This window comes from Amycolatopsis roodepoortensis, assembly GCF_024628825.1.
Classification (GTDB): domain Bacteria; phylum Actinomycetota; class Actinomycetes; order Mycobacteriales; family Pseudonocardiaceae; genus Amycolatopsis; species Amycolatopsis roodepoortensis.
Genome location: NZ_CP102415.1, coordinates 8,015,107 through 8,032,650, shown reverse-complemented (window position 1 = coordinate 8,032,650; position 17,544 = coordinate 8,015,107). Strand labels below are relative to the sequence as shown.

The following is a 17,544-nucleotide window of genomic DNA, read 5'->3' as shown; positions in this document are numbered from 1 at the left end:
GGGCGGGCACCGTGATTAGGCTCCCGCCCGATGGACACCGAAGAACAGCTGTGGCGCCAGATCCGCGTCACCGACCGGATGTGGGAGGGCCCCGGCCAGATCGCCGCGCTCGAGAAGGTGTTGCGGCGCGTGGACGCGCTGGGGCTGATCGCGCATCGGAACGAGGCGCGCGTCCGGCTCGCCACCGCGTACCTGCTCGGCGGCGAGCCCGCGAAGGCGTTCGAGCCCCTCTCCCGATGTCTGGCCTCCGGAGATCCCGAGCTCAGGCCGGTGTTCGACTACCTGGCCGAGGCGTTCGTCGAAGACCCGCGCGTTCCGCTGGCGGACACCCTCGCCGCGCTCGACGAAGGTGAACGGCTTTTCGGTCCGATGCCCGACAATCGCCTGATCATCGCGTCGCACCTCGGCACCGAGGCGGACTTCCGGTACGAGGCCCCCGCGGAAAGCTCGCGGTGCGGCCAGTGCGACACCGGCTTGAGGATCGATCACCTGCTCCGGATCGGCCGCATCGACGACGCCGTCGAGCTCTTCTCCGACGACGACCACTGCTCCCGGCAGCCGCACACGATGCTCGCGGCACTGATGCTCCCGTTCGCCCGGGCCGGCAGGCTCGACGACGCGGTGGAAGCCTTCCGGAGGTCCTATTCGGCCTTCTGGACCGAACAGGCGGAGCTCGGCTCGCTGGCCCGGCACGTCGAGTTCTGCGCACACACGGGAAATCACGCCGCGGCCCGGAAACTGATCGACCGGCACGGCGGCTGGCGATCGACGCCCTCCGCGACGATGGAGTTCCACGCCGCGGCGGCCTTGGTGACGGAATCCCACGCGTCCCTGGCGCTGGAGATCGCCGCCCGGTTCGACGCCCGCAACGGTAACTCCGCGCAGAGCGAGCGGATCCGGGCCCTGCTCGCCGCGGATCCGGCACCGATCGCGGTGGACCTGGGTTCCGCGTTGCTCCCCAGCACCAAGCGAATCGGGTCGCGACTCGTGATCTATCCGACGACCGTGGAGGAACTGGCTTCCCTGGCCGAACGCAGCGAAGACGATCCGGAGTTCGCGGCCATCATGTGGGAGCGGTTCGACGAGCTCCTGCCGAACCCAGAAGGTGAACTGCTCACGCGCCGTCGCGCCGGTTCCGGCGAACCCGCCGCAGCCACCGACCGCGGTCCCGGGGCACGCGCGTTCCGGGACGCTGAGCTGTCCCTGGAAGAGGACCCCTTGCGAGCCTTGACGTTCGCGCGAGAGGCCATCGATCTCCTCCAGGCGAAGTTCGACTACGTGAACGCCGCGCGCGCACGACTGATGGCGGCCTGGATCCTGGCGTTCACAGACGATCCGAAGGCCGCCCTCGACCTGATTGGCGATTGCGACGTCACCGGCGGCAACCCCGAGGTGCAGGCCGAGGTGCTGTACACCCACGGAAAGCTCTCGCAGGCGTTCGGCGATCTCGACGAAGCGGCGTTCCGGCTCCTCATGGCCGCCGAAAGCTTCGAGTCCGCCGAGAACACCGACGCGCTCGGCTGGACCCGCGCCGATCTCGCGGAGCTCTTCTTGACGATGGAGCGTTTCGAAGACGCCGCCGATGCCGCCGAAGAGGCCGTCCGGCTGGCTCCTACGGCGCGGGCATCGGCACTGCGGGATCGGGCTTACGCTTTACGTGCCTAGAGGCGTCGCGCGGTGATCGCATCGTTGCTTCCGGCGGAAAGGGGCAGCGGGGAGAGCGGCGGCGCAGTCAACGGCGCGGGTGCGCGATTTGTGCATGAGCGCACCGGTGCGCCGTGGCGTGACCTGACCGAACGGCTGCGCCGCGTATGAGCGGTCACGGAAGTGGACCGCGGACAGTATTGGAGATCGGCTCCTGGAACACCTCGCTAGGGGCTTGGAGGACCATTTCGAGTTCGTGATCCGCGTCGATTCCATGAGTGTCCGAGCGCATCAGCGCGCCGCGGGCGCCCGGAAAAGCGCTGCGAGGATGGATCGAAAACCTCGCCCTCAGCGCAGCCGTGTAGGTCGTTATACAGTCGCCAAACGGCCTATGTCCTGAGGTGCATGGTGTTGCGTCTCGGTGTCCCGGTCGGGTCGAGGTAGCTAGGCGGGGTGAATTCGGGGAGTCCGTCTTGGGCGATCTGGACTTTCCATTCGCTGTGGTGGATGAGCCGGTGATGCTTGGTGCACAGGAGCACGAGGTTGTCGATTTTGGTTTCGCCGTGGTGGCGCCAGAAGACGATGTGGTGGGCGGTGCAGCGCGGCACCGGCATGTCGCAGCCCGGGAACGCGCAGCCACCGTCGCGGATCGTCAACGCGTATTTCTGGGCCAATGACACGGTGCGTTTCGACCGGCCGATGTCCAGCGGTTCTCCGGCGGTGCCGAGGACGCCGGGGCGGACGCGGGCGTCGCAGGCGAGGATGCGCGCGTCGGTGGCGCTGATCGGGCCGACCAGATCGAGGTGGGCTTCGCCGAGGTCGTTGATCAGGTCCTCGTAGGACATGGTGACGAGAATGTGGGTCGCCTCGCCCGCTTGGCCTGGGAGGTTGCGGCTGGTGGTTTTCAACCGCACATAGTCGGTGAAAGCGTCCCCGTAGCGTTCGTCCTGGGTGCGGGAGTCCCGCACTCCGTCGATCGCTTTGTGGGGCTTGGCCATCGGGTCCAGATCGGACTTCAACCGCGCATAGGTTTCGAGATCGAGCCGACCCTTGAGGCCGAGGGTGCCGTCGCGGTGCTTGACGAACCGCAACTCCGGCCGGGTGTCCTTCGGATCCTCGTTACGGGGCTCTTTCCCGTCGGGGTCGAGTTCGTCGAGCAGGCGACGTCCAGCACGGGCGATCTGCCGCGGCCCCGCCCGGCGCGCCAACTCCACCAGGATCGCCTCCCCGGCCCGCACGTCCTCCTCGGGCACGCTCGAGGGAATGCGGGCGAGGGTGCGAATGATCGCGTCGATCTGGCCCCCGCCGATCGCCCCCTCGGCAGCGGCCTGAGCGGTCAAGGGCGCCAGAGGTGGTTCGGGATCTCCGCCGATGGCCGGGCCGGGATGCAGCGCCAGGACCCGGTCGGCGCGGGCGCTGGCTTCCTTGTCGGTCACCAGGAAGTCCTCGAAAATCAGTGCCGCCAACGTCGAATGCCCACTACACCCACGCACCCCACGGGAATTGATTTCCGCCAGGATCGCGTTCTGCTCCGCATCCGCTTGGCGCTTCAGGATTTCCAGTTCCTGTTTGCGGGCATGCAGCGTGGCGGTGTCGACGCGCCACCACTCGGTGGACGTCCCCTGGGGTGCATCGTTGCTGGCCACGACCGCAAAGCTACTCCCAATCGAACACCTGCACTAGCCCAAACGGCCCAACGGAGAGAATTGCCAAAAAATGGCAACCACGAAGAGAACCTTAAGACGGCGAAGCATACTTAAGCGTGCGAAGAACGCGAAGCAAAGGAATGCGTTGAAGGCGAGCGGGCCACGTGTCAGTGCGGAAGTGATAAGCGCAGGAGCGGATGTCGGCACCACGTCGGACAACCGCCACGGAACCCGAATCCGCGATCACCAGGCCGGACGCGCCGAGACACCACCGTCCACAGCCAAGTTGTGCCCGGTGATCGACGCCGCGAGCGGCGAGGAAGGGAACAGTCAGGCGTTCGCGGGAGCCTTAGAGCGTCGAAGGGCCGCAGGGGCGCGAAGGCGCCATAAGCACTAGGTAGCCCTTAAAGCACGAATCGCACCGCGAGCGCGGCAAACTCCGACCCACCACCCAGGGCCCGAGTTGCCGTCCCCGCCACCGCCTCTAGGTTGACGGGTATGCCGATCTGCGGGGCCCGATGAAAGGGCCCGGACTCCTCATCGCCCTCCTGGTCGTCCTCGGCGGCGTCAGCGGACTCGGATTCCTCCTGGGACTGGGCAACGCGGCCGTCCTGGCGGCCCTCACCGCGCTCTTCTGCCTCATGGCGGCGGTGGGCGGGCCGCTCTGGGCGGATCTGCGGTTGCTGGCGTGGTTCGCGCCCGCGCTGATCCTCGCGGTCGGGGTGCCGCGGTTGCTGGGCGCGGTGTCGCAGTGGGCGGCGATCGCGCTGCTGGTGGCGATCGTGGTCGTCGCCGGGTTGCTGCCCGTGCTCGGGACCCGGTTCGTCACGGTCGGGCTGGGACTCGGGATGGCGTCGCTCTTCGGGTACGGCTTCCAGCTGACGGGAACGGCCTCGGCGGGGCAGATCCTGGGCGCGCCCGCGCTCGCGGTGGGCGTCGTTATCCTGTTGCGGGCGTTGATGGGCGCGAAGGATCCGGCCAAGCCGACCCGTGACGCGCTGGCCGACGCGCTCGCGACCGGTTCGCCCGAAACGCAGGAGCGCGCGGCGAGGCTTTGGCTCGCGGACCGGCCTCGTCGCTGGACCGGCCGGGTCCTCGGCGGCATGTTCCGCTACCGCGCGGCCACCGGGCTGCTGGAGATCCGCGGGAAACGGCTCGACAGCGAGGAAATCGGCGAAACGCTCGATGCCGCCAGGGAAGAAGCCGCCAGGCTCGCTGACGCCGTTCGGAGCCCTACCGCACTGGGAGACGTCGAACCGGTGCGCCGCAAGGAACCCACCGGGCTTCCCGGCGCCACGGCGAGGCTCGTCACCGCGCTCTGGGAGTCTCTCGAAACCATCCGGACCGCGGCGGCCGAACGCGACGAGTCGCGTGTGGACGTTCCGAAAGGACTCCGCGGGGACCTGCGCCGGATCGAGCTGAGCGGCGCGTTTTCCTGGCGGTCGGCGCAGTTCCGGCACGCGCTCCGCTGCGGGCTCGGCGTCGGGCTGGCGCTGGTGGTCGCGAGTTTCCGGCCGGGCGACCCGCTCACCGTGTCGTTCCTGCTCGCCACCTTCGCCATCATGCAACCGGAATGGCGGGACAGCCTCGGCAAGGCCTGGCAGCGGATCGGCGGCTCACTCGGCGGCGCCGTCGTGCTCACGCTCGTTCTTTGGCTTCTGCCACAAGGGGTTCTGCTGCCGATCGGGCTCGTCGCACTGCTCGGCGGGTTCTCGGTCATGCGGACGCGTCCGGCGATCTTCAACGGCTGCATGGTCCTGATGTCGGTCGGCATGAACGCGACCACCAGGCATCTCGACCCGCGTTACGTACTCGTCGAGTACCTGCTCCTGATGGTCCTCGCCGGCGCCATCGCGCTGCTGTTCGGTTTCGCCGCGATCCCCGGCGTGCCGAAACCCGGCCCGGCGGAACGGTTCGAGAGCGCCGTCGCCGCCACCCGCGCGCTGCTCGGCTCGGTGGCCCGGAAACTGCGCGGCGAGGACGTCGATCCGCGGACGCTCGGCCGTGAGTTCCGTGAAGCCGCCGTCGCGCACCACGGTCTGCGAGCCGCGGAACCTGGCACCAAGGAACCGGCGCCAGGCCAGCGGGACGCGCTGGAGAACGCGGCCGAAGCCTTGCGCGGTCTGTCCGTTACGGCGTCGTCGCTCCTGCTCCGGCCCGGCTCGGCCGGAGCGGCGGAGGCCGTCGACGTGGCGGCCCGCACGCTCGGGACCGACGAGGCAGCGGAGATCCCGGTGCCCCGCGACGCGGACGAGGAGCAGCGCCTGGTGCTCGACACGATCGCCGCCGACGTCGTGGCGGTCGGCGAAGCGGCCCAGAAACTTTAAGCCTTCTCGCGGTGTTGCCCGGCGATCTCGGCGTCGGGCTTGCACAGCGCGCACGGCGTGAACCCGAGCTGGCGCGCCTCACCGATGCCGAGCGGAATGGTGTCCCGGGTTTCGAGCCATGTGCAAGAGGTCACATGATAGCGCGGGTACTCGTCGACGACGACGACTTCGACCTCGAGTTCGGAGACGACCGCCACATCCTCGGGGTCGCTCTTCTCCTCGCCGGGGTCGCCTCCGCTTTGCGGCTCCGGCGTGTCCTCCACGTCGCCCAGTTCACCGGCGGCGGGCATCAAGACGGTCTGCTCGGCGTCCTCGGGTTTCTTTTCCTCAGCCTCGGCGGGTTCGTCCTCGTCGGACTCGTCGGACGAGGACGTGTCCTCTTCAACCGGAGCCGCGCGCTTCTTGCGGCGGCGCAGCAGGTCGAAGAGGAGCAGCAACCCCGCGACGACGGAGACGCCGATGGAGATCCAAGCCCACAGGGAGTTCGCGGTGATGAGCGCCGCGACGAGCAGCCCCAGAGCCGCCAGTACCAGTACCAGGACGATGTAGAGCACGGTGAATTACAACACGAGGGCCAAGGGAAACGGCCCCGACCCTCCGGAGAGTGCCGAGGCCGTTCCACTGTGTAGAAACAAAACCAGTGTAGAAACGAAACCGGATCAGCCCGCTTCGGCCCGCGGGCCGAACGAGTAGCCCTGTCCGCTACCGGAGGACGAAGACTGCCCCGAGCTCGACGAGGACGCCGACGCGGGAGCGGCCGAACCACGGTCGTCGAGCTCACGCAGCTGGGACTCGAGGAACCCGCGCAGCCTCGTGCGGTATTCCCGCTCGATCGTGCGCAGCTCCTCGATCTTCTTGCCCAGCGAGCCCTTCTCCGCGTTCATGTTGTTCATGGTCTCGGTGTACTTGCGCTGAGCCTCGCGCTCCATGGTCGTCGCCTTGTCGCGCGCCTGGCGCTCCAAGGTTTCGGCACGGGTTCGCGCGTCGTTCAGCATGGTCTCGGCACGCGTGCGTGCCTCGTTCACCATCGAGTCCGACTTGGACCGCGCGTCCGACAGCAGCTGCTCGGACTTGGTCCGGGCTTCGGCGAGCATGCCGTCCGACTCGGTCTTGGCCTCGGCGGTGAGCCGGTCGGCCATTTCCTGCGCCAGCCCGAGCACCTTCGCGGCCTGGACGTTGGGCTCCCCGTTGTCCGGCACCATCGAGTGGGCCTGGGTCTGCTCCATCGCCGACTGCGGCGGCGGCACCGGCGCCAGGCGGCGCGACGGCTCGTCGCGTACCTGCGGCGGCGGGCCGACGGCGCCGGCCTTGGCGTTCTCGAGCTCACCACGGGTGGTCTCGAGCTCGTTGTCGAGCTGCTCGACCTGCTGCCGCAGCTCGTTGTTGTCCTCGATCAACCGGGCAAGCTCGGTCTCCACCAGGTCGAGGAACGCGTCCACCTCGTCCTCGTTGTAGCCCCTTTTGCCAATGGGCGGCTTGCTGAACGCGACGTTATGCACGTCAGCGGGGGTCAACGACATCAGATCACCTCACGCACTCCATGGCCTGCAGGTCCACCGGGGCTTCCCCGAAAATCACCCTGGCGTTGCCAGCTGCATCGCGAAGAACACAACCAACAGCAGCACCATAATCGATAAGTCCAGTCCGACGCCGCCGATTCGTACGGTCGGGATGATTCGTCTGAACAGACGAACCGGTGGGTCGGTCACTGTGTAGATGGTCTCGAGCGTTACCGCAACCCCTCCGGCAGGACGCCACTCGCGAGCGAAAGCACGCACGAGCTCGACGACGATCCGTGCCGTCAGCAGGAGCCAGAAGGCGAACAGCACGTACCAGACGACCAGCAACACAGCATTCACGTAACCACTCTGCCATGCCTCGCGTCAAAAGACGCAGTTGACGGGCCGCGGATGGCGATGAGTCGACAAAATCACATCCGGCTGCGCTCAGCGGTCACCAGGTGATCAGCCGCGCAGGAACAATCCGCCTTCGGCGATCCGCCGGCGGTCTTCCGCGGTGACATCCACATCGGGCGGTGAGAGAAGGAACACCTTGTTGGTGACCTTGTCCATCGATCCGCGCAACGCGAAAGCGAGCCCCGCGGCGAAGTCGACGAGACGCTTCGCGTCCGCGTTCTCCATCTCCGTGAGGTTCATGATCACCGGGATGCCCTCCCGATAGTGCTCCCCGATCGCCCGCGCTTCCGCGTAGCTCGTCGGGTGCAGCGTCGTGATCCGGCTCAACGGGTCACGCACCGGCGGACGCACCGGCTCGGTGACCGGCCGCAGCCGCGCGACCGGCTCCGGCTGACGGTCCATCGCCAGCGCTCCGTGGACGGCAGGCTCCGGGCTGGCCACGGAGCGTGACCGAGGCCGGGGCGCGGGCTCGTCATACGTGTCAACTTCGTCCCGGTAACGTCCACCCCGTGACCGGGACGGCGGCTCGTCGTCGTAGTCGTACTCGTCGTCGGCGTATTCCTTCGAGGCGTAACCTCGCCGGTAGTCGTCCTCGACGTCGTAGCCGTCTTCGTCCGCGGGCACCATCCCGAAGTAGGCCTTCAGCTTCTGCAGCGCGCTCATGCCTCTCCCTAGCCTTAGCCGCGTCCCGCACCGTACTCCCCCGCCCTCGCCGCCACTCCCCGTAACGACGAGACGGTATTCCCTAGGGCGAGGCTAAACCGCGCCCACCGAGCAACGCGGTTCCGACACGCACACAGGTCGAGCCGTGCGCGATCGCCTGCTCGAGATCATTGCTCATTCCGGCGGAGATCTCACGGGCTTTTGGGTGTTCTTCCCGTAGACGCTCCGACGCACGAGCGAGTTTCCCGAACGCCTCCGCGGGATCAGTACCCAGCGGTGCCACCGCCATAAGCCCTCGGAGGCGAATATCACCCACATGGGCTATCCGCTCCGCCAAATGGCTCATTTCGCTCAACGGAATGCCCCCGCGCTTCGGATCGTCATCGAGACTTACTTGAATGAGGACGTCCAGCGGGTGCTCGCGTTGCCCGGAATCCAGCGCCGACTTGGTCGCCTTCGCGAGCGCGTCGGCGAGGCGCTCGGAGTCGACGGACTGGACCTCGTCCGCCCAGCGCACGACCGATTTGGCCTTGTTCCGCTGCAGGCTGCCGACCATATGCCAGCGGATCGGGGCGTCCGGACGGAGAGCGGCGACCTCTTCGGCCTTCGCGCCCGCCTCCTGATCGCGGTTCTCGGCGAGGTCGAGCGCGCCGAGGTCGGCGAGCAGCGCGGCGTCGAGCGCCGGGAAGGTCTTGGTGACCGCGAGCAGTTTGACCTCGTCGCGGGCCCGGCCGGCGGCCTTGCACGCGGCGCCGATCCGCTCTTCCACTTCGGCGAGGGACGCGGCGAGTTCCGCCTTTCGTGCGTCACTCACGACGCGTCCAGCCACGTGATCCCCGCGATCCGGCCGGTGGTGCCGTCGCGGCGGAAGCTGAAGAGGGTCTTGTCTTCGTTGGTACAGCGCGGATCGACGCCGATCTTGCCGATGCCGAGGTCGGCCAGCTGCCGCCAGAGCCCGGCGCGCAGGTCGAGGCCCGGCGTGCCCTTGCGGGTTTTGCAGGCACTGCCCGGCACGTGCTTTTCGACGTCGGCGGCCATGTCGGCGGGGACTTCGTAGCAGTCGCCGCAGATCGCGGGTCCGAGCAGCGCTTCGGTGCGGGCCGGTTCGGCGCCGACCGAACGCATCGCCTCGACGGCGGCGGGGACGACGCCGACCCTGGCGCCGACGCGGCCCGCGTGGACGGCGGCGACGACACCGGCTTCGGCGTCGGCAAGCAGAAGCGGCACGCAGTCGGCGACGAGCACCACGAGCGCGAGGCCGGGCTCGGCGGTCACGAGCGCGTCGGTCGCTTCGGCGGCGGAGGTCTCCGAACCGTCGACGATGGTGGCGGTCCGGCCGTGGACCTGCTCCATCCACGCCAGCCTGTCCTCGGCGAGGCCGAGTTCGGTGGCGAGACGTTTGCGGTTGGCGTAGACGTCGCCCGCGTCGTCGCCGACGTGATCACCGAGGTTGAAGGTGTCGTAAGGCGGCCGGGAAGCCCCGCCCGCCCTTGTCGTGACAACCCGCCGTACCCGCACGCGTTTCCTCCTAGACCTGAGTGAAGGCCCCCTCGACCGTAGTCAAGGAGGCCTTCACGGAACGTACTGGCGAGTGCTACCGCCGCATGAACGGGGGAACGTCGACCTCGTCGTCCGACGGGTCGTCGTGCACCGGGGTCGCGCGGCCGGGCAGGCTGCCGTGGTTCGAGTTCGACCCGATCGGCGAGTAGCCGCGCGAGCCGCCGCCGGGCTGCGGGAGCCCGCCGGTCATGGAGCCGTTGCCCTCGTTACGGGCGGACGGCATCGGCGTGTGCGTGCGCGGCGGCGCCACCGGGTAGCCGTTCGAACCGGTCGACGGCACCGGCGTGGCACCCGAAGGCGGGCTCTGCACCGGGGTCGCCCCGCCGCCGTTGACCTGACCGGCCTGCGCGGACGCGGTCGAGTTCGAGCGGGAGCCGAACGCCGGCGGGTCGAGCTTCTTGTGGGTCGGGGTGCCGGCGTCGAAACCGGCCGCGATCACGGTGACCCGGACCTCGTCGCCGAGCGAGTCGTCGATGATCGTCCCGAAGATGATGTTGGCGTCGGGGTGCGCGGATTCCTGCACCAGCGAGGCGGCCTCGTTGATCTCGAACAGGCCGAGGTCCGAGCCGCCCGCGATCGACAGCAGCGCGCCGTGCGCCCCGTCCATCGACGCTTCCAGCAGCGGCGAGTTGATCGCCTTCTCCGCGGCCTGGATCGCCCGGCCCTCGCCGCGCGCCGAGCCGATGCCCATCAGCGCGGAACCCGCGCCGGACATGACGCTCTTGACGTCGGCGAAGTCCAGGTTGATCAGACCCGGCGTGGTGATCAGGTCGGTGATGCCCTGGACACCCGAAAGCAGGACCTCGTCCGCCGAGCGGAAGGCGTCCATCAGCGAGACGCCGATGTCGCCCAGCTGCAGCAGCCGGTCGTTCGGGATGACGATGAGGGTGTCGCATTCGTTCCGCAGCTGCTGGATGCCCTCTTCGGCCTGCTTGCTGCGGCGCTTGCCCTCGAAGGTGAAGGGGCGGGTGACGACGCCGATGGTCAGTGCGCCGAGCTTGCGGGCGATCTGGGCGACGACCGGCGCGCCACCGGTGCCGGTGCCACCGCCCTCGCCCGCGGTCACGAACACCATGTCGGCGCCCTTGATGACCTCTTCGATCTCTTCGCGGTGGTCCTCGGCGGCCTTCTGCCCCACCTCGGGGGCGGCGCCGGCACCGAGGCCGCGGGTCAGTTCCCGGCCGATGTCGAGCTTGACGTCGGCGTCGGACATGAGCAGTGCCTGAGCGTCGGTGTTCACCGCGATGAACTCGACACCCTTGAGGCCGACCTCGATCATGCGGTTCACGGCGTTCACTCCGCCGCCGCCGATACCGACGACCTTGATCACCGCAAGGTAGTTGTGCGGGGGCGTCATCGGAGCCGCCTTCCTGATCGTGTGTGCTCGTGCTGCCCGCCGGTCGCTGAGCCCTTGCCGAACCCTCGAGCTGAAGTTCAGATTGAGAGTTATGTCAACTGCCGACGTTGAAGCAGGACGGTATGCACCAGGCTGGCTCGAATCCAGTAGCCACGCCGTGTGTCGCAAAGGTGTTTTGCCACAACATGTTCGCGGGCGCAAGAGCGAGACCCGGCCGCGGCGGCGAACGGCGGCCTGGTAAGGGCGAAGATCAGGTGGGCATCGACATGACCATGACGACGTCCTTCGACGGCGTTCCCGTCGGTGATCCGCCCGCCTGTTCGACGCTGAGCGCGAACTTCTCGGCGCCGCCGATTCCGTCGGCGACCAGCAGCGCACCGTCCTGACCACCGGGAATGAGCCCGGCGGGTTTGGGCGCGGTGCCCGGGTACATCAGCCAGGCCTGGTAGATCCGGCCCGGTTCGTTCTTCGGCAGTCGCGCCGCCATGAACACCAGCCGGTCCTTCGCGCGCGACATCATCACGGTCCCGCCGCCGCCCGCCGAGGTCTCGGCGTGCCCGGTGCGGAGGTCGGCGGCCGACAGGACGTCGGCGACCGGCGCGTACCGGTCCGCGTACTCCGCCGCCTGTTCCCGCGCGGCGGTCAGCCGCGAGTGGTTGTCATAGGCGATCCCGCCGAACACGGCGGTGCCCGCCAGCCCGACGACCGCCGCCGCGACCGCGGCGATCGCCCAGCGCGGGGCGCGACGCCGGTCCTTGACGCGCTCCCCCGCGCCGAACCGCGTCATCGGCGGCTGCTGCCTGGTCGCCATCGCCTCGGCGAGCACCCGGCGTTTGAGTTCGGGCGGCGGGTCCTCGGCCAGCGCGGCGCCGAGCCGGGTCGCGGTCATCTGCAGTTCGAGGACCTCCTGCGCGCACGACGCGCATTCGGCGAGGTGCCGCTGGAACTGGGCACGCTCCACATCGGACAGCGCGTCGACGGCGTAGGCGCCGGTGAGCGTGTGCATCTCGGGCATGGTCATGCCGTCACCCCCATACAGTCCCGGAGCCTGATCAGGCCGTCCCGGAGCCGGGTCTTGATGGTCCCGTGCGGGGTCTGCAGCACCTCGGAGACCTCGCGATAGGTGTAGCCCTGGTAGTAGGCGAGCAGCACGGATTCCCGTTGCAGCTCGGTGAGCGTGGTCAGGCAGCGGCGCACCTGCGAACGTTCCCAGCGGGCCGCGACGGCCTCGGCCACCTCGTCGAACGGCCGCGCGCGGGCGGCCTCGAAGGTCGCCTTGACCTCGCGATCCGAGCTGGCGCGCGCCGAGCGGACGCGGTCGACGGCGCGGCGGTGCGCGAGCGTCATGGCCCAGTTCAGCGCGCTCCCCCGCTCCGGGGAGTAGCGCGTGGCCGTGCGCCACAGCTCCACCATGACCTCCTGGGTGACCTCTTCGGACTGCGCGGCGTCACGGAGGATCCGGCGCACGAGGCCGAGGACCGGGCCGGCGAGCCGGTCGTACAGGGCGTCGAAGGCGCGCTCGTCGCCCTTCGCGACCCGGACGAGCAGATCCTCGGCCGTCGGCGCGGCCGGTTCGCCGTCGCCGGGAACGGGCGCCATCCGGCGCGGGCGTGCCGATTCATCCATCAAGCGTGCCTCCGGCCGTCCGCGGCGTCCGCTGGGTGATCGGCGCCTTCTTCAACCACAGTTTGACGCCATGCCGCCGGATCAGCGCGGAGACCCGATACGGCATGAGCGGGCGGGTGATCAGCAGGTGCGCCAGCCACCCGGCGGTGGCCGGCCGCCGCACGCCGCGCAGTGACGCGGTCAGCGGCGTCCGCCCGTCATGACGGAGGGCGATCTCGACCGAGAGCAGCGACCCGGGCCTCGGCACCTCCATCCGGTACCCGCCGTCCATCGACTGGAACGGCGAGACGTAGAACTCCTTGTCCGCGAAGGCGTTCCCGTCGGCGTCGGGCCGCAGGAGGTACGCGTGCCTGCCGCCGTAGGTGTTGTGGACCTCGGCGACGACGCATTCGAGTTCCCCGCCGGGCCGGTGGCACCAGTACAGGGTGATCGGGTTGAAGTTGTGCCCGAGCATCCGCGCCCCGGCCAGCATCAGCACCCGGCCGCCGCGGAGGTCGACGTCGCGCGCGGCGAGCCAGCGGTCCAATTTGGACCTGATACTGGAGGTGTCCTCGGGCGCGAAGTGGTCTCGCGAATCGAAGCGGGCGAAGGGGCGCAGCCACCACGGCAGCTTCGGCGGCACGTCGAGGTCGACGAACCACAGGTAGATCCGGTGGGCGAACGAGATCGGCGGATCGGCGCGCCGGACATGCGCCACCGTGGAGTCGTAGAGCACGGCCATGACGGTCACCAGCGCACCCCGAAGTTCTCGGCCGCGCGCACGCCGGACGCGCAACCGTCCTCGTGGAACCCCCAGCCGTGGTACGCGCCGGCGAAGGCGACCGTGTCGTCGTTCAGCTCGCCCAGCCGGCGCTGGGCGGCCACGGATTCCGGGGTGTAGACGGGATGCTCGTAGGTCATCCTGGCCAGCACCGAACCGGCGTCGGGCGCGGTGCCCGGGTTGAGCGTGACGACGTAGCCGGTCGGTTCGTCGAGCCGCATCAGGCGGTTCATGTCGTAGGACACCTGGACCGCGCCGTGCCCGGCACCGCAGAACGGGGTGGCGTAGTTCCAGCCCGCCCGCGCCGAATCCGCCGTCGGGAGCACGCCGGTGTCGGTGTGCAGCCACGCCTCGTTGCTGGAGTACCGGAACGCGCCGAGGACCTCGCGCTCTGCCTCGGTCGGCGAGGAGAGCAGCTTCAGTGCCTGGTCCGCGTGCGTGGCCAGGACGACCTTGTCGAGCCGGTGCCGCGTGTCGGCGTCGTCGCGGACCTCGATGCCCCGGGCGGTGCGCTTCACCGAACGGACCGGCGTCGACAGGTGTACGGCCGTCAGCTGCTTGGCGGCCAGTTGGACGTACTCGCGCGAGCCACCGACGACGGTGCGCCACCTCGGTGACCCGCCGACCGACAGCATGCCGTGGTTGCGCAGGAACTCGAACAGGTACCGGGCGGGGTACCTCAGCGTGTCGGTGCGGTCGGCGGACCAGACGGTCGAGACGACCGGGAGCATGAAGTGGTCGACGAAGTACTTCGTGTACCCGCCGATCGCGAGGAACGCGCCGAGGGTGACGTCTCCGGCCTCGGGCGCGTCGAGGACGCGCTTCGCGTGCCGGTGGAAGCGTTTGACGTCGGCGAGCATCCGCAGATACCTGCCCCGTGCGACGTTGCGCGGCTGGGCGAACAGGCCTGTCAGTCCCTTGGCGCCGGCGTACTGGAGCCCGCAGCCGTCGCAGCGGATGCTCATCGACATCTCGGTGTCGCGGGTGGTGACGCCCAGTTCGGCGAAGAGGCGGAGCAGGTTCGGGTAGGTACGCTCGTTGTGCACGATGAACCCCGAGTCGACGCCGACGGTGCCGCCGTGCGCGCTCGGGACGTCGTGGGTGTGGGCGTGGCCGCCCAGCCTGTCGTCGGCTTCGAACAGCAGAACCTCGTAGCGGCGTTGCAGCAGGTACGCGGCCGTGAGACCGGCCACGCCGCTGCCGATGACGCCGATGCGTCGACCTTTGGTGTGCACATGAGGCATTCGGAGCCGGGGCGGGCGAGGATTGGATCTCGTGAACCGGCGCGGCATCCGACCCATCCCTTTCCGGTCCGGGAGCGAATGACGACTATGCCGAACAGTCCCGCGTCCCGCCTAGCCCCGTTCGCCGAGCGGCTCCTCGGCGGCTCCCTCCCGGTCGGCCTGCGTACCTGGGATGGCGTACGCGCCGGTCCGCCGGATGCCCCGACCGTGGTCCTCCGCAACCGGCGTGCGCTGCGCCGTCTCCTCTACTCCCCCGGCGAATTGGGTCTGGCCAGGGCGTACGTCTCAGGTGATCTCGACGTCGAAGGCGACCTCGCCGACGGATTCCGCCGGATCTGGGCGTTGACCCGATCGGGTGCCGTGCGTGGCGCGAAGCTCGGCCCCCGCGAATGGGCCGAGGCGCTGCGGCTCGCGGTGGGCCTCGGCGTCGTCGGGCCGCCGCCCAAACCGCCCGCCGAGGAGGCCCGGCTGTCCGGGAAGCTGCACACCCTGCGCCGGGACAAGTCGGCGATCGCGCACCACTACGACCTCGGCAACGCCTTCTACCAGCTGTTGCTCGACGAATCGATGGCCTACTCGACCGGGTACTGGACCTCCGACGAGGACGGGTACGGCGTCGAGCAGGCCCAGTGGGACAAACTCGAGCTGATCTGCCGGAAGCTCGGCCTGCGGCCCGGGATGCGGCTGCTCGACGTCGGCTGCGGCTGGGGCTCGCTCCTGGTGCACGCCGCGAAGCACCACGGCGTCCAGGCCGTCGGGATCACGCTGTCGGCGGAGCAACGGCAGCACGTCCGCGCCCGCCTCGCCCAGCACGATCTGGAGGAACGGGTCGAGGTCCGGCGGCAGGACTATCGCGAGCTCGCCGACGAGCCCTTCGACGTGGTCGCGTCCATCGAGATGGGTGAGCACGTCGGCGAGGAGAACTACCCCGAGTACACGCGGACGCTGTACCGGATGCTCAAGCCCACCGGACGGCTGGTCCTGCAGCAGATGTCCCGCGGCGCGGTGGCCCCCGGCGGCGGCGCGTTCATCGAGCGCTACATCGCCCCCGACATGACGATGCGGCCGCTGAGCCGCACGCTCGGGCACCTGGAGACCGCCGGCTTCGAGATCCGCGACGTCCACGCGCTGCGCGAGCACTACGTGCGGACGGTCCGGGCCTGGGAGAAGACGCTCGAAAGCAACTGGGACGACGTCGTCGCGCTGATCGGTGAATCCGGCGCACGGGTCTGGCGGCTGTACCTGGTCGGCGGGGCGCTCGCGTTCGAAGAGAACCGGATGGGCGTGGACCAGATCCTCGCCGTCCGTACCTCCCACGAGGGGCTGAGCGCGCTGCCCGCCACCCGGGAGTGGTCCTGATGCCGCTCGGCGGGACCCTCGCGATCACGGCGGGCGCGACGCTGCTGGCCTTCGTCGTCACCTTCGGCATCGCGCGATGGCGGAAGCGATACGACACCGTCGACACGCTGTGGGGGCCGGGCTTCGCGCTCGTCGCGCTGGTCGCGGCTCCGCTCGGGGACGGTTCGGTCGCGCTGAGGGTGGTCGCCGCGCTGCTGACCGCGGTGTGGGGCGTGCGCCTCGGCGTCCACCTCCACCTGCGCAACCACAAGCTGCCCGAGGACCCGCGCTACGTGCGGATGGCGGAGAACGCCGGGGAGAACCCGGCGCTCAAGCTGTTCATCCGCGTGTACCTGGTCCAGGCCGTGGTGCTCTGGTTCGTCTCGCTGCCGGTCCAGTTCGCGATGTACGGCGACGCCTTCGGGGTGACCGCGTGGCTCGGTGTCGCGGTGTGGCTGGTCGGCTTCGGGTTCGAGGCGATCGGCGACGAGCAGCTGCGGCGCTTCAAGGCCGACCCGGACAACAAGGGGAAGGTGCTCGACAGCGGGCTGTGGCGCTACACCCGGCATCCGAACTACTTCGGCGACGCGTGCGTGTGGTGGGGCCTGTATCTGCTCGCGTGTTCGAGCTGGGTGGGGGCGGCGACGATCCTGTCGCCGATCGCGATGACGTACACGTTGGCCAAGGGGACCGGAAAACCTTTGCTGGAGAGGGGCTTGCGGCGTTCCCGGCCGGGATACGCGGCGTACGTCGAGCGGACCAGCGGATTCTTCCCGCTGCCCCCGCGCCGCGTCACTCCCCGGTGAGACCGTCGGTCAGCTCGCGCAGCAGGTCGAGGTGGCCGGCGTGCCTGCCGGTCTCCTCGATCATGTGCGCGACCACGAACCGGACGTTGACCTTGCGATCGCCGCGGAAGGGGACCTCGTCGTCGAGCCCCATCGCGGCGACGATCTTGCGGCTCCGCTCGCACTCGGCCTCGTAGGCGGCGATCAGCTGCTCGATCGGGGTCTGCATGGCGACCCGGAACTCGGCGTCCGGGTCGGCCTCCAGCGCCTCCTTCCAGACGTCCTCCTGACCGTTGAGCACCACGTTGAACCAGTACTGCTCGACGAGGGTCAGATGCCCGAGCAGACCGGCGACGGTGGTCAGTTCGCTGGGGACGAGAGGCCGCCGGGCCTGCTCGTCGGTGAGGCCGGAACACTTCCACACGACCGTGGCGCGGAGGAAGTCGAGGAAGCCGTTCAGCTGCGTGCGCTCGTCGCCGGTGAGGGGCGGTTCGGGGCGCTTCGGTTCGTCGGTCATGGTGGTGCAGTCTGCCGGTTTCCCCGGATGATCCGCTAACGAGTTACCCGGCGACGCACTGTCCACCATCTGTCGCAGAGCCGTGGTCCATGTCCGAACGCGATCCCATCGTTCGAGTGAAACCGGCGGTAGTTAGCGCCGAGGAAACATGACGACCACCC

17 protein-coding genes and 1 pseudogene are annotated in these 17,544 nt (G+C 69.2%); 5 read left to right on the top strand and 13 right to left on the bottom strand.

Annotated features, from left to right (window positions below; all coding sequences use genetic code 11):
• Nucleotides 1-30 precede the first annotated feature (30 nt).
• Both NQK81_RS38720 and NQK81_RS38715 read left to right on the top strand, forming a co-directional pair.
• Nucleotides 31-1,665 carry a hypothetical protein gene (locus tag NQK81_RS38720; protein ID WP_257485416.1) on the top strand — a complete coding sequence of 545 codons (1,635 nt, stop codon included), beginning with the start codon at nucleotides 31-33 and terminating at the stop codon, nucleotides 1,663-1,665.
• 102 nt (nucleotides 1,666-1,767) lie between these two features.
• Nucleotides 1,768-1,960, top strand: a pseudogene (locus NQK81_RS38715) (IS5/IS1182 family transposase); the annotation flags it as partial.
• Between the two features lie 73 nt (nucleotides 1,961-2,033).
• On the opposite strand, the gene NQK81_RS38710 reads toward NQK81_RS38715, so the two are convergent.
• Nucleotides 2,034-3,290, bottom strand: a complete 1,257-nt coding sequence (locus tag NQK81_RS38710; protein ID WP_257485415.1) for an HNH endonuclease signature motif containing protein — start codon at nucleotides 3,288-3,290, stop codon at nucleotides 2,034-2,036.
• A 518-nt stretch (nucleotides 3,291-3,808) separates the two neighbouring features.
• Between NQK81_RS38710 and NQK81_RS38705 the strand changes: the two genes are divergently transcribed.
• Nucleotides 3,809-5,617 carry an FUSC family protein gene (locus NQK81_RS38705; RefSeq protein ID WP_257485414.1) on the top strand — a complete coding sequence of 603 codons (1,809 nt, stop codon included), beginning with the start codon at nucleotides 3,809-3,811 and terminating at the stop codon, nucleotides 5,615-5,617.
• Here the strand turns inward: NQK81_RS38705 and NQK81_RS38700 are convergent.
• The 11 genes from NQK81_RS38700 to NQK81_RS38650 form a co-directional block, all read right to left on the bottom strand.
• Nucleotides 5,614-6,171: a hypothetical protein gene (locus NQK81_RS38700; protein WP_257485413.1), complete on the bottom strand. Its 558-nt coding sequence runs from the start codon at nucleotides 6,169-6,171 to the stop codon at nucleotides 5,614-5,616. The genes NQK81_RS38705 and NQK81_RS38700 overlap by 4 nt on opposite strands.
• Nucleotides 6,172-6,276: 105 nt before the next feature.
• A complete protein-coding gene (gene wag31, locus NQK81_RS38695; protein WP_192741184.1) occupies nucleotides 6,277-7,137 on the bottom strand; it encodes a DivIVA-like cell division protein Wag31 in 861 nt (286 codons plus the stop codon).
• A 54-nt stretch (nucleotides 7,138-7,191) separates the two neighbouring features.
• The gene (locus tag NQK81_RS38690; protein WP_005155180.1) at nucleotides 7,192-7,467 is read right to left on the bottom strand and encodes a YggT family protein; all 276 of its coding nucleotides are present in this window, start codon (nucleotides 7,465-7,467) and stop codon (nucleotides 7,192-7,194) included.
• Between the two features lie 114 nt (nucleotides 7,468-7,581).
• Nucleotides 7,582-8,196 (bottom strand): cell division protein SepF, encoded by a 615-nt coding sequence (locus NQK81_RS38685; RefSeq protein ID WP_257485412.1) that lies wholly within the window; start codon nucleotides 8,194-8,196, stop codon nucleotides 7,582-7,584.
• A gap of 82 nt (nucleotides 8,197-8,278) precedes the next feature.
• Nucleotides 8,279-9,010, bottom strand: coding sequence for a YggS family pyridoxal phosphate-dependent enzyme (locus tag NQK81_RS38680; protein ID WP_257485411.1), 732 nt, complete (start codon nucleotides 9,008-9,010; stop codon nucleotides 8,279-8,281).
• Nucleotides 9,007-9,714, bottom strand: a complete 708-nt coding sequence (gene pgeF / locus NQK81_RS38675) for a peptidoglycan editing factor PgeF (protein WP_257485410.1) — start codon at nucleotides 9,712-9,714, stop codon at nucleotides 9,007-9,009. The genes NQK81_RS38680 and pgeF overlap by 4 nt, the downstream gene beginning before the upstream one ends.
• Nucleotides 9,715-9,790: 76 nt before the next feature.
• On the bottom strand, nucleotides 9,791-11,113 hold the full coding sequence (gene ftsZ / locus NQK81_RS38670; protein WP_126733686.1) for a cell division protein FtsZ: 1,323 nt from the start codon (nucleotides 11,111-11,113) through the stop codon (nucleotides 9,791-9,793).
• A gap of 250 nt (nucleotides 11,114-11,363) precedes the next feature.
• Complete coding sequence (locus tag NQK81_RS38665) at nucleotides 11,364-12,134, bottom strand: anti-sigma factor (protein WP_257485409.1); 771 nt, start codon at nucleotides 12,132-12,134, stop codon at nucleotides 11,364-11,366.
• On the bottom strand, nucleotides 12,131-12,739 hold the full coding sequence (sigK, locus tag NQK81_RS38660; protein WP_257485408.1) for an ECF RNA polymerase sigma factor SigK: 609 nt from the start codon (nucleotides 12,737-12,739) through the stop codon (nucleotides 12,131-12,133). The genes NQK81_RS38665 and sigK overlap by 4 nt, the downstream gene beginning before the upstream one ends.
• Entirely contained in the window at nucleotides 12,732-13,460 is a 729-nt protein-coding gene (locus tag NQK81_RS38655) for a DUF1365 domain-containing protein (protein ID WP_257489930.1), read from the bottom strand. Before NQK81_RS38655 ends, sigK begins: the two co-directional genes overlap by 8 nt.
• Nucleotides 13,461-13,465: 5 nt before the next feature.
• Complete coding sequence (locus NQK81_RS38650) at nucleotides 13,466-14,743, bottom strand: NAD(P)/FAD-dependent oxidoreductase (protein WP_257485407.1); 1,278 nt, start codon at nucleotides 14,741-14,743, stop codon at nucleotides 13,466-13,468.
• Between the two features lie 87 nt (nucleotides 14,744-14,830).
• On the opposite strand from NQK81_RS38650, the gene NQK81_RS38645 reads away from it, so the two are divergent.
• Nucleotides 14,831-16,102 carry an SAM-dependent methyltransferase gene (locus tag NQK81_RS38645; protein ID WP_257485406.1) on the top strand — a complete coding sequence of 424 codons (1,272 nt, stop codon included), beginning with the start codon at nucleotides 14,831-14,833 and terminating at the stop codon, nucleotides 16,100-16,102.
• Nucleotides 16,102-16,887 carry a DUF1295 domain-containing protein gene (locus NQK81_RS38640; protein WP_257485405.1) on the top strand — a complete coding sequence of 262 codons (786 nt, stop codon included), beginning with the start codon at nucleotides 16,102-16,104 and terminating at the stop codon, nucleotides 16,885-16,887. Before NQK81_RS38645 ends, NQK81_RS38640 begins: the two co-directional genes overlap by 1 nt.
• Here NQK81_RS38640 and NQK81_RS38635 read toward each other — a convergent pair.
• On the bottom strand, nucleotides 16,874-17,383 hold the full coding sequence (locus NQK81_RS38635; RefSeq protein WP_126733692.1) for a DinB family protein: 510 nt from the start codon (nucleotides 17,381-17,383) through the stop codon (nucleotides 16,874-16,876). The two genes, NQK81_RS38640 and NQK81_RS38635, sit on opposite strands and share 14 nt — an antisense overlap.
• Between the last annotated feature and the right edge of the window lie 161 nt (nucleotides 17,384-17,544).

Excerpts from the sequence above, each read along its gene's own strand:
- NQK81_RS38720 (WP_257485416.1), top strand. The coding sequence starts at position 31 with ATGGACACCGAAGAACAGCTGTGGCGCCAGATCCGCGTCACCGACCGG.
- NQK81_RS38705 (WP_257485414.1), top strand. The coding sequence starts at position 3,809 with ATGAAAGGGCCCGGACTCCTCATCGCCCTCCTGGTCGTCCTCGGCGGC.
- wag31 (WP_192741184.1), bottom strand. The coding sequence starts at position 7,137 with ATGTCGTTGACCCCCGCTGACGTGCATAACGTCGCGTTCAGCAAGCCG.
- NQK81_RS38685 (WP_257485412.1), bottom strand. The coding sequence starts at position 8,196 with ATGAGCGCGCTGCAGAAGCTGAAGGCCTACTTCGGGATGGTGCCCGCG.
- ftsZ (WP_126733686.1), bottom strand. The coding sequence starts at position 11,113 with ATGACGCCCCCGCACAACTACCTTGCGGTGATCAAGGTCGTCGGTATC.
- NQK81_RS38665 (WP_257485409.1), bottom strand. The coding sequence starts at position 12,134 with ATGACCATGCCCGAGATGCACACGCTCACCGGCGCCTACGCCGTCGAC.
- sigK (WP_257485408.1), bottom strand. The coding sequence starts at position 12,739 with ATGGATGAATCGGCACGCCCGCGCCGGATGGCGCCCGTTCCCGGCGAC.
- NQK81_RS38655 (WP_257489930.1), bottom strand. The coding sequence starts at position 13,460 with ATGGCCGTGCTCTACGACTCCACGGTGGCGCATGTCCGGCGCGCCGAT.
- NQK81_RS38650 (WP_257485407.1), bottom strand. The coding sequence starts at position 14,743 with ATGCCTCATGTGCACACCAAAGGTCGACGCATCGGCGTCATCGGCAGC.
- NQK81_RS38645 (WP_257485406.1), top strand. The coding sequence starts at position 14,831 with ATGCCGAACAGTCCCGCGTCCCGCCTAGCCCCGTTCGCCGAGCGGCTC.
- NQK81_RS38640 (WP_257485405.1), top strand. The coding sequence starts at position 16,102 with ATGCCGCTCGGCGGGACCCTCGCGATCACGGCGGGCGCGACGCTGCTG.
- NQK81_RS38635 (WP_126733692.1), bottom strand. The coding sequence starts at position 17,383 with ATGACCGACGAACCGAAGCGCCCCGAACCGCCCCTCACCGGCGACGAG.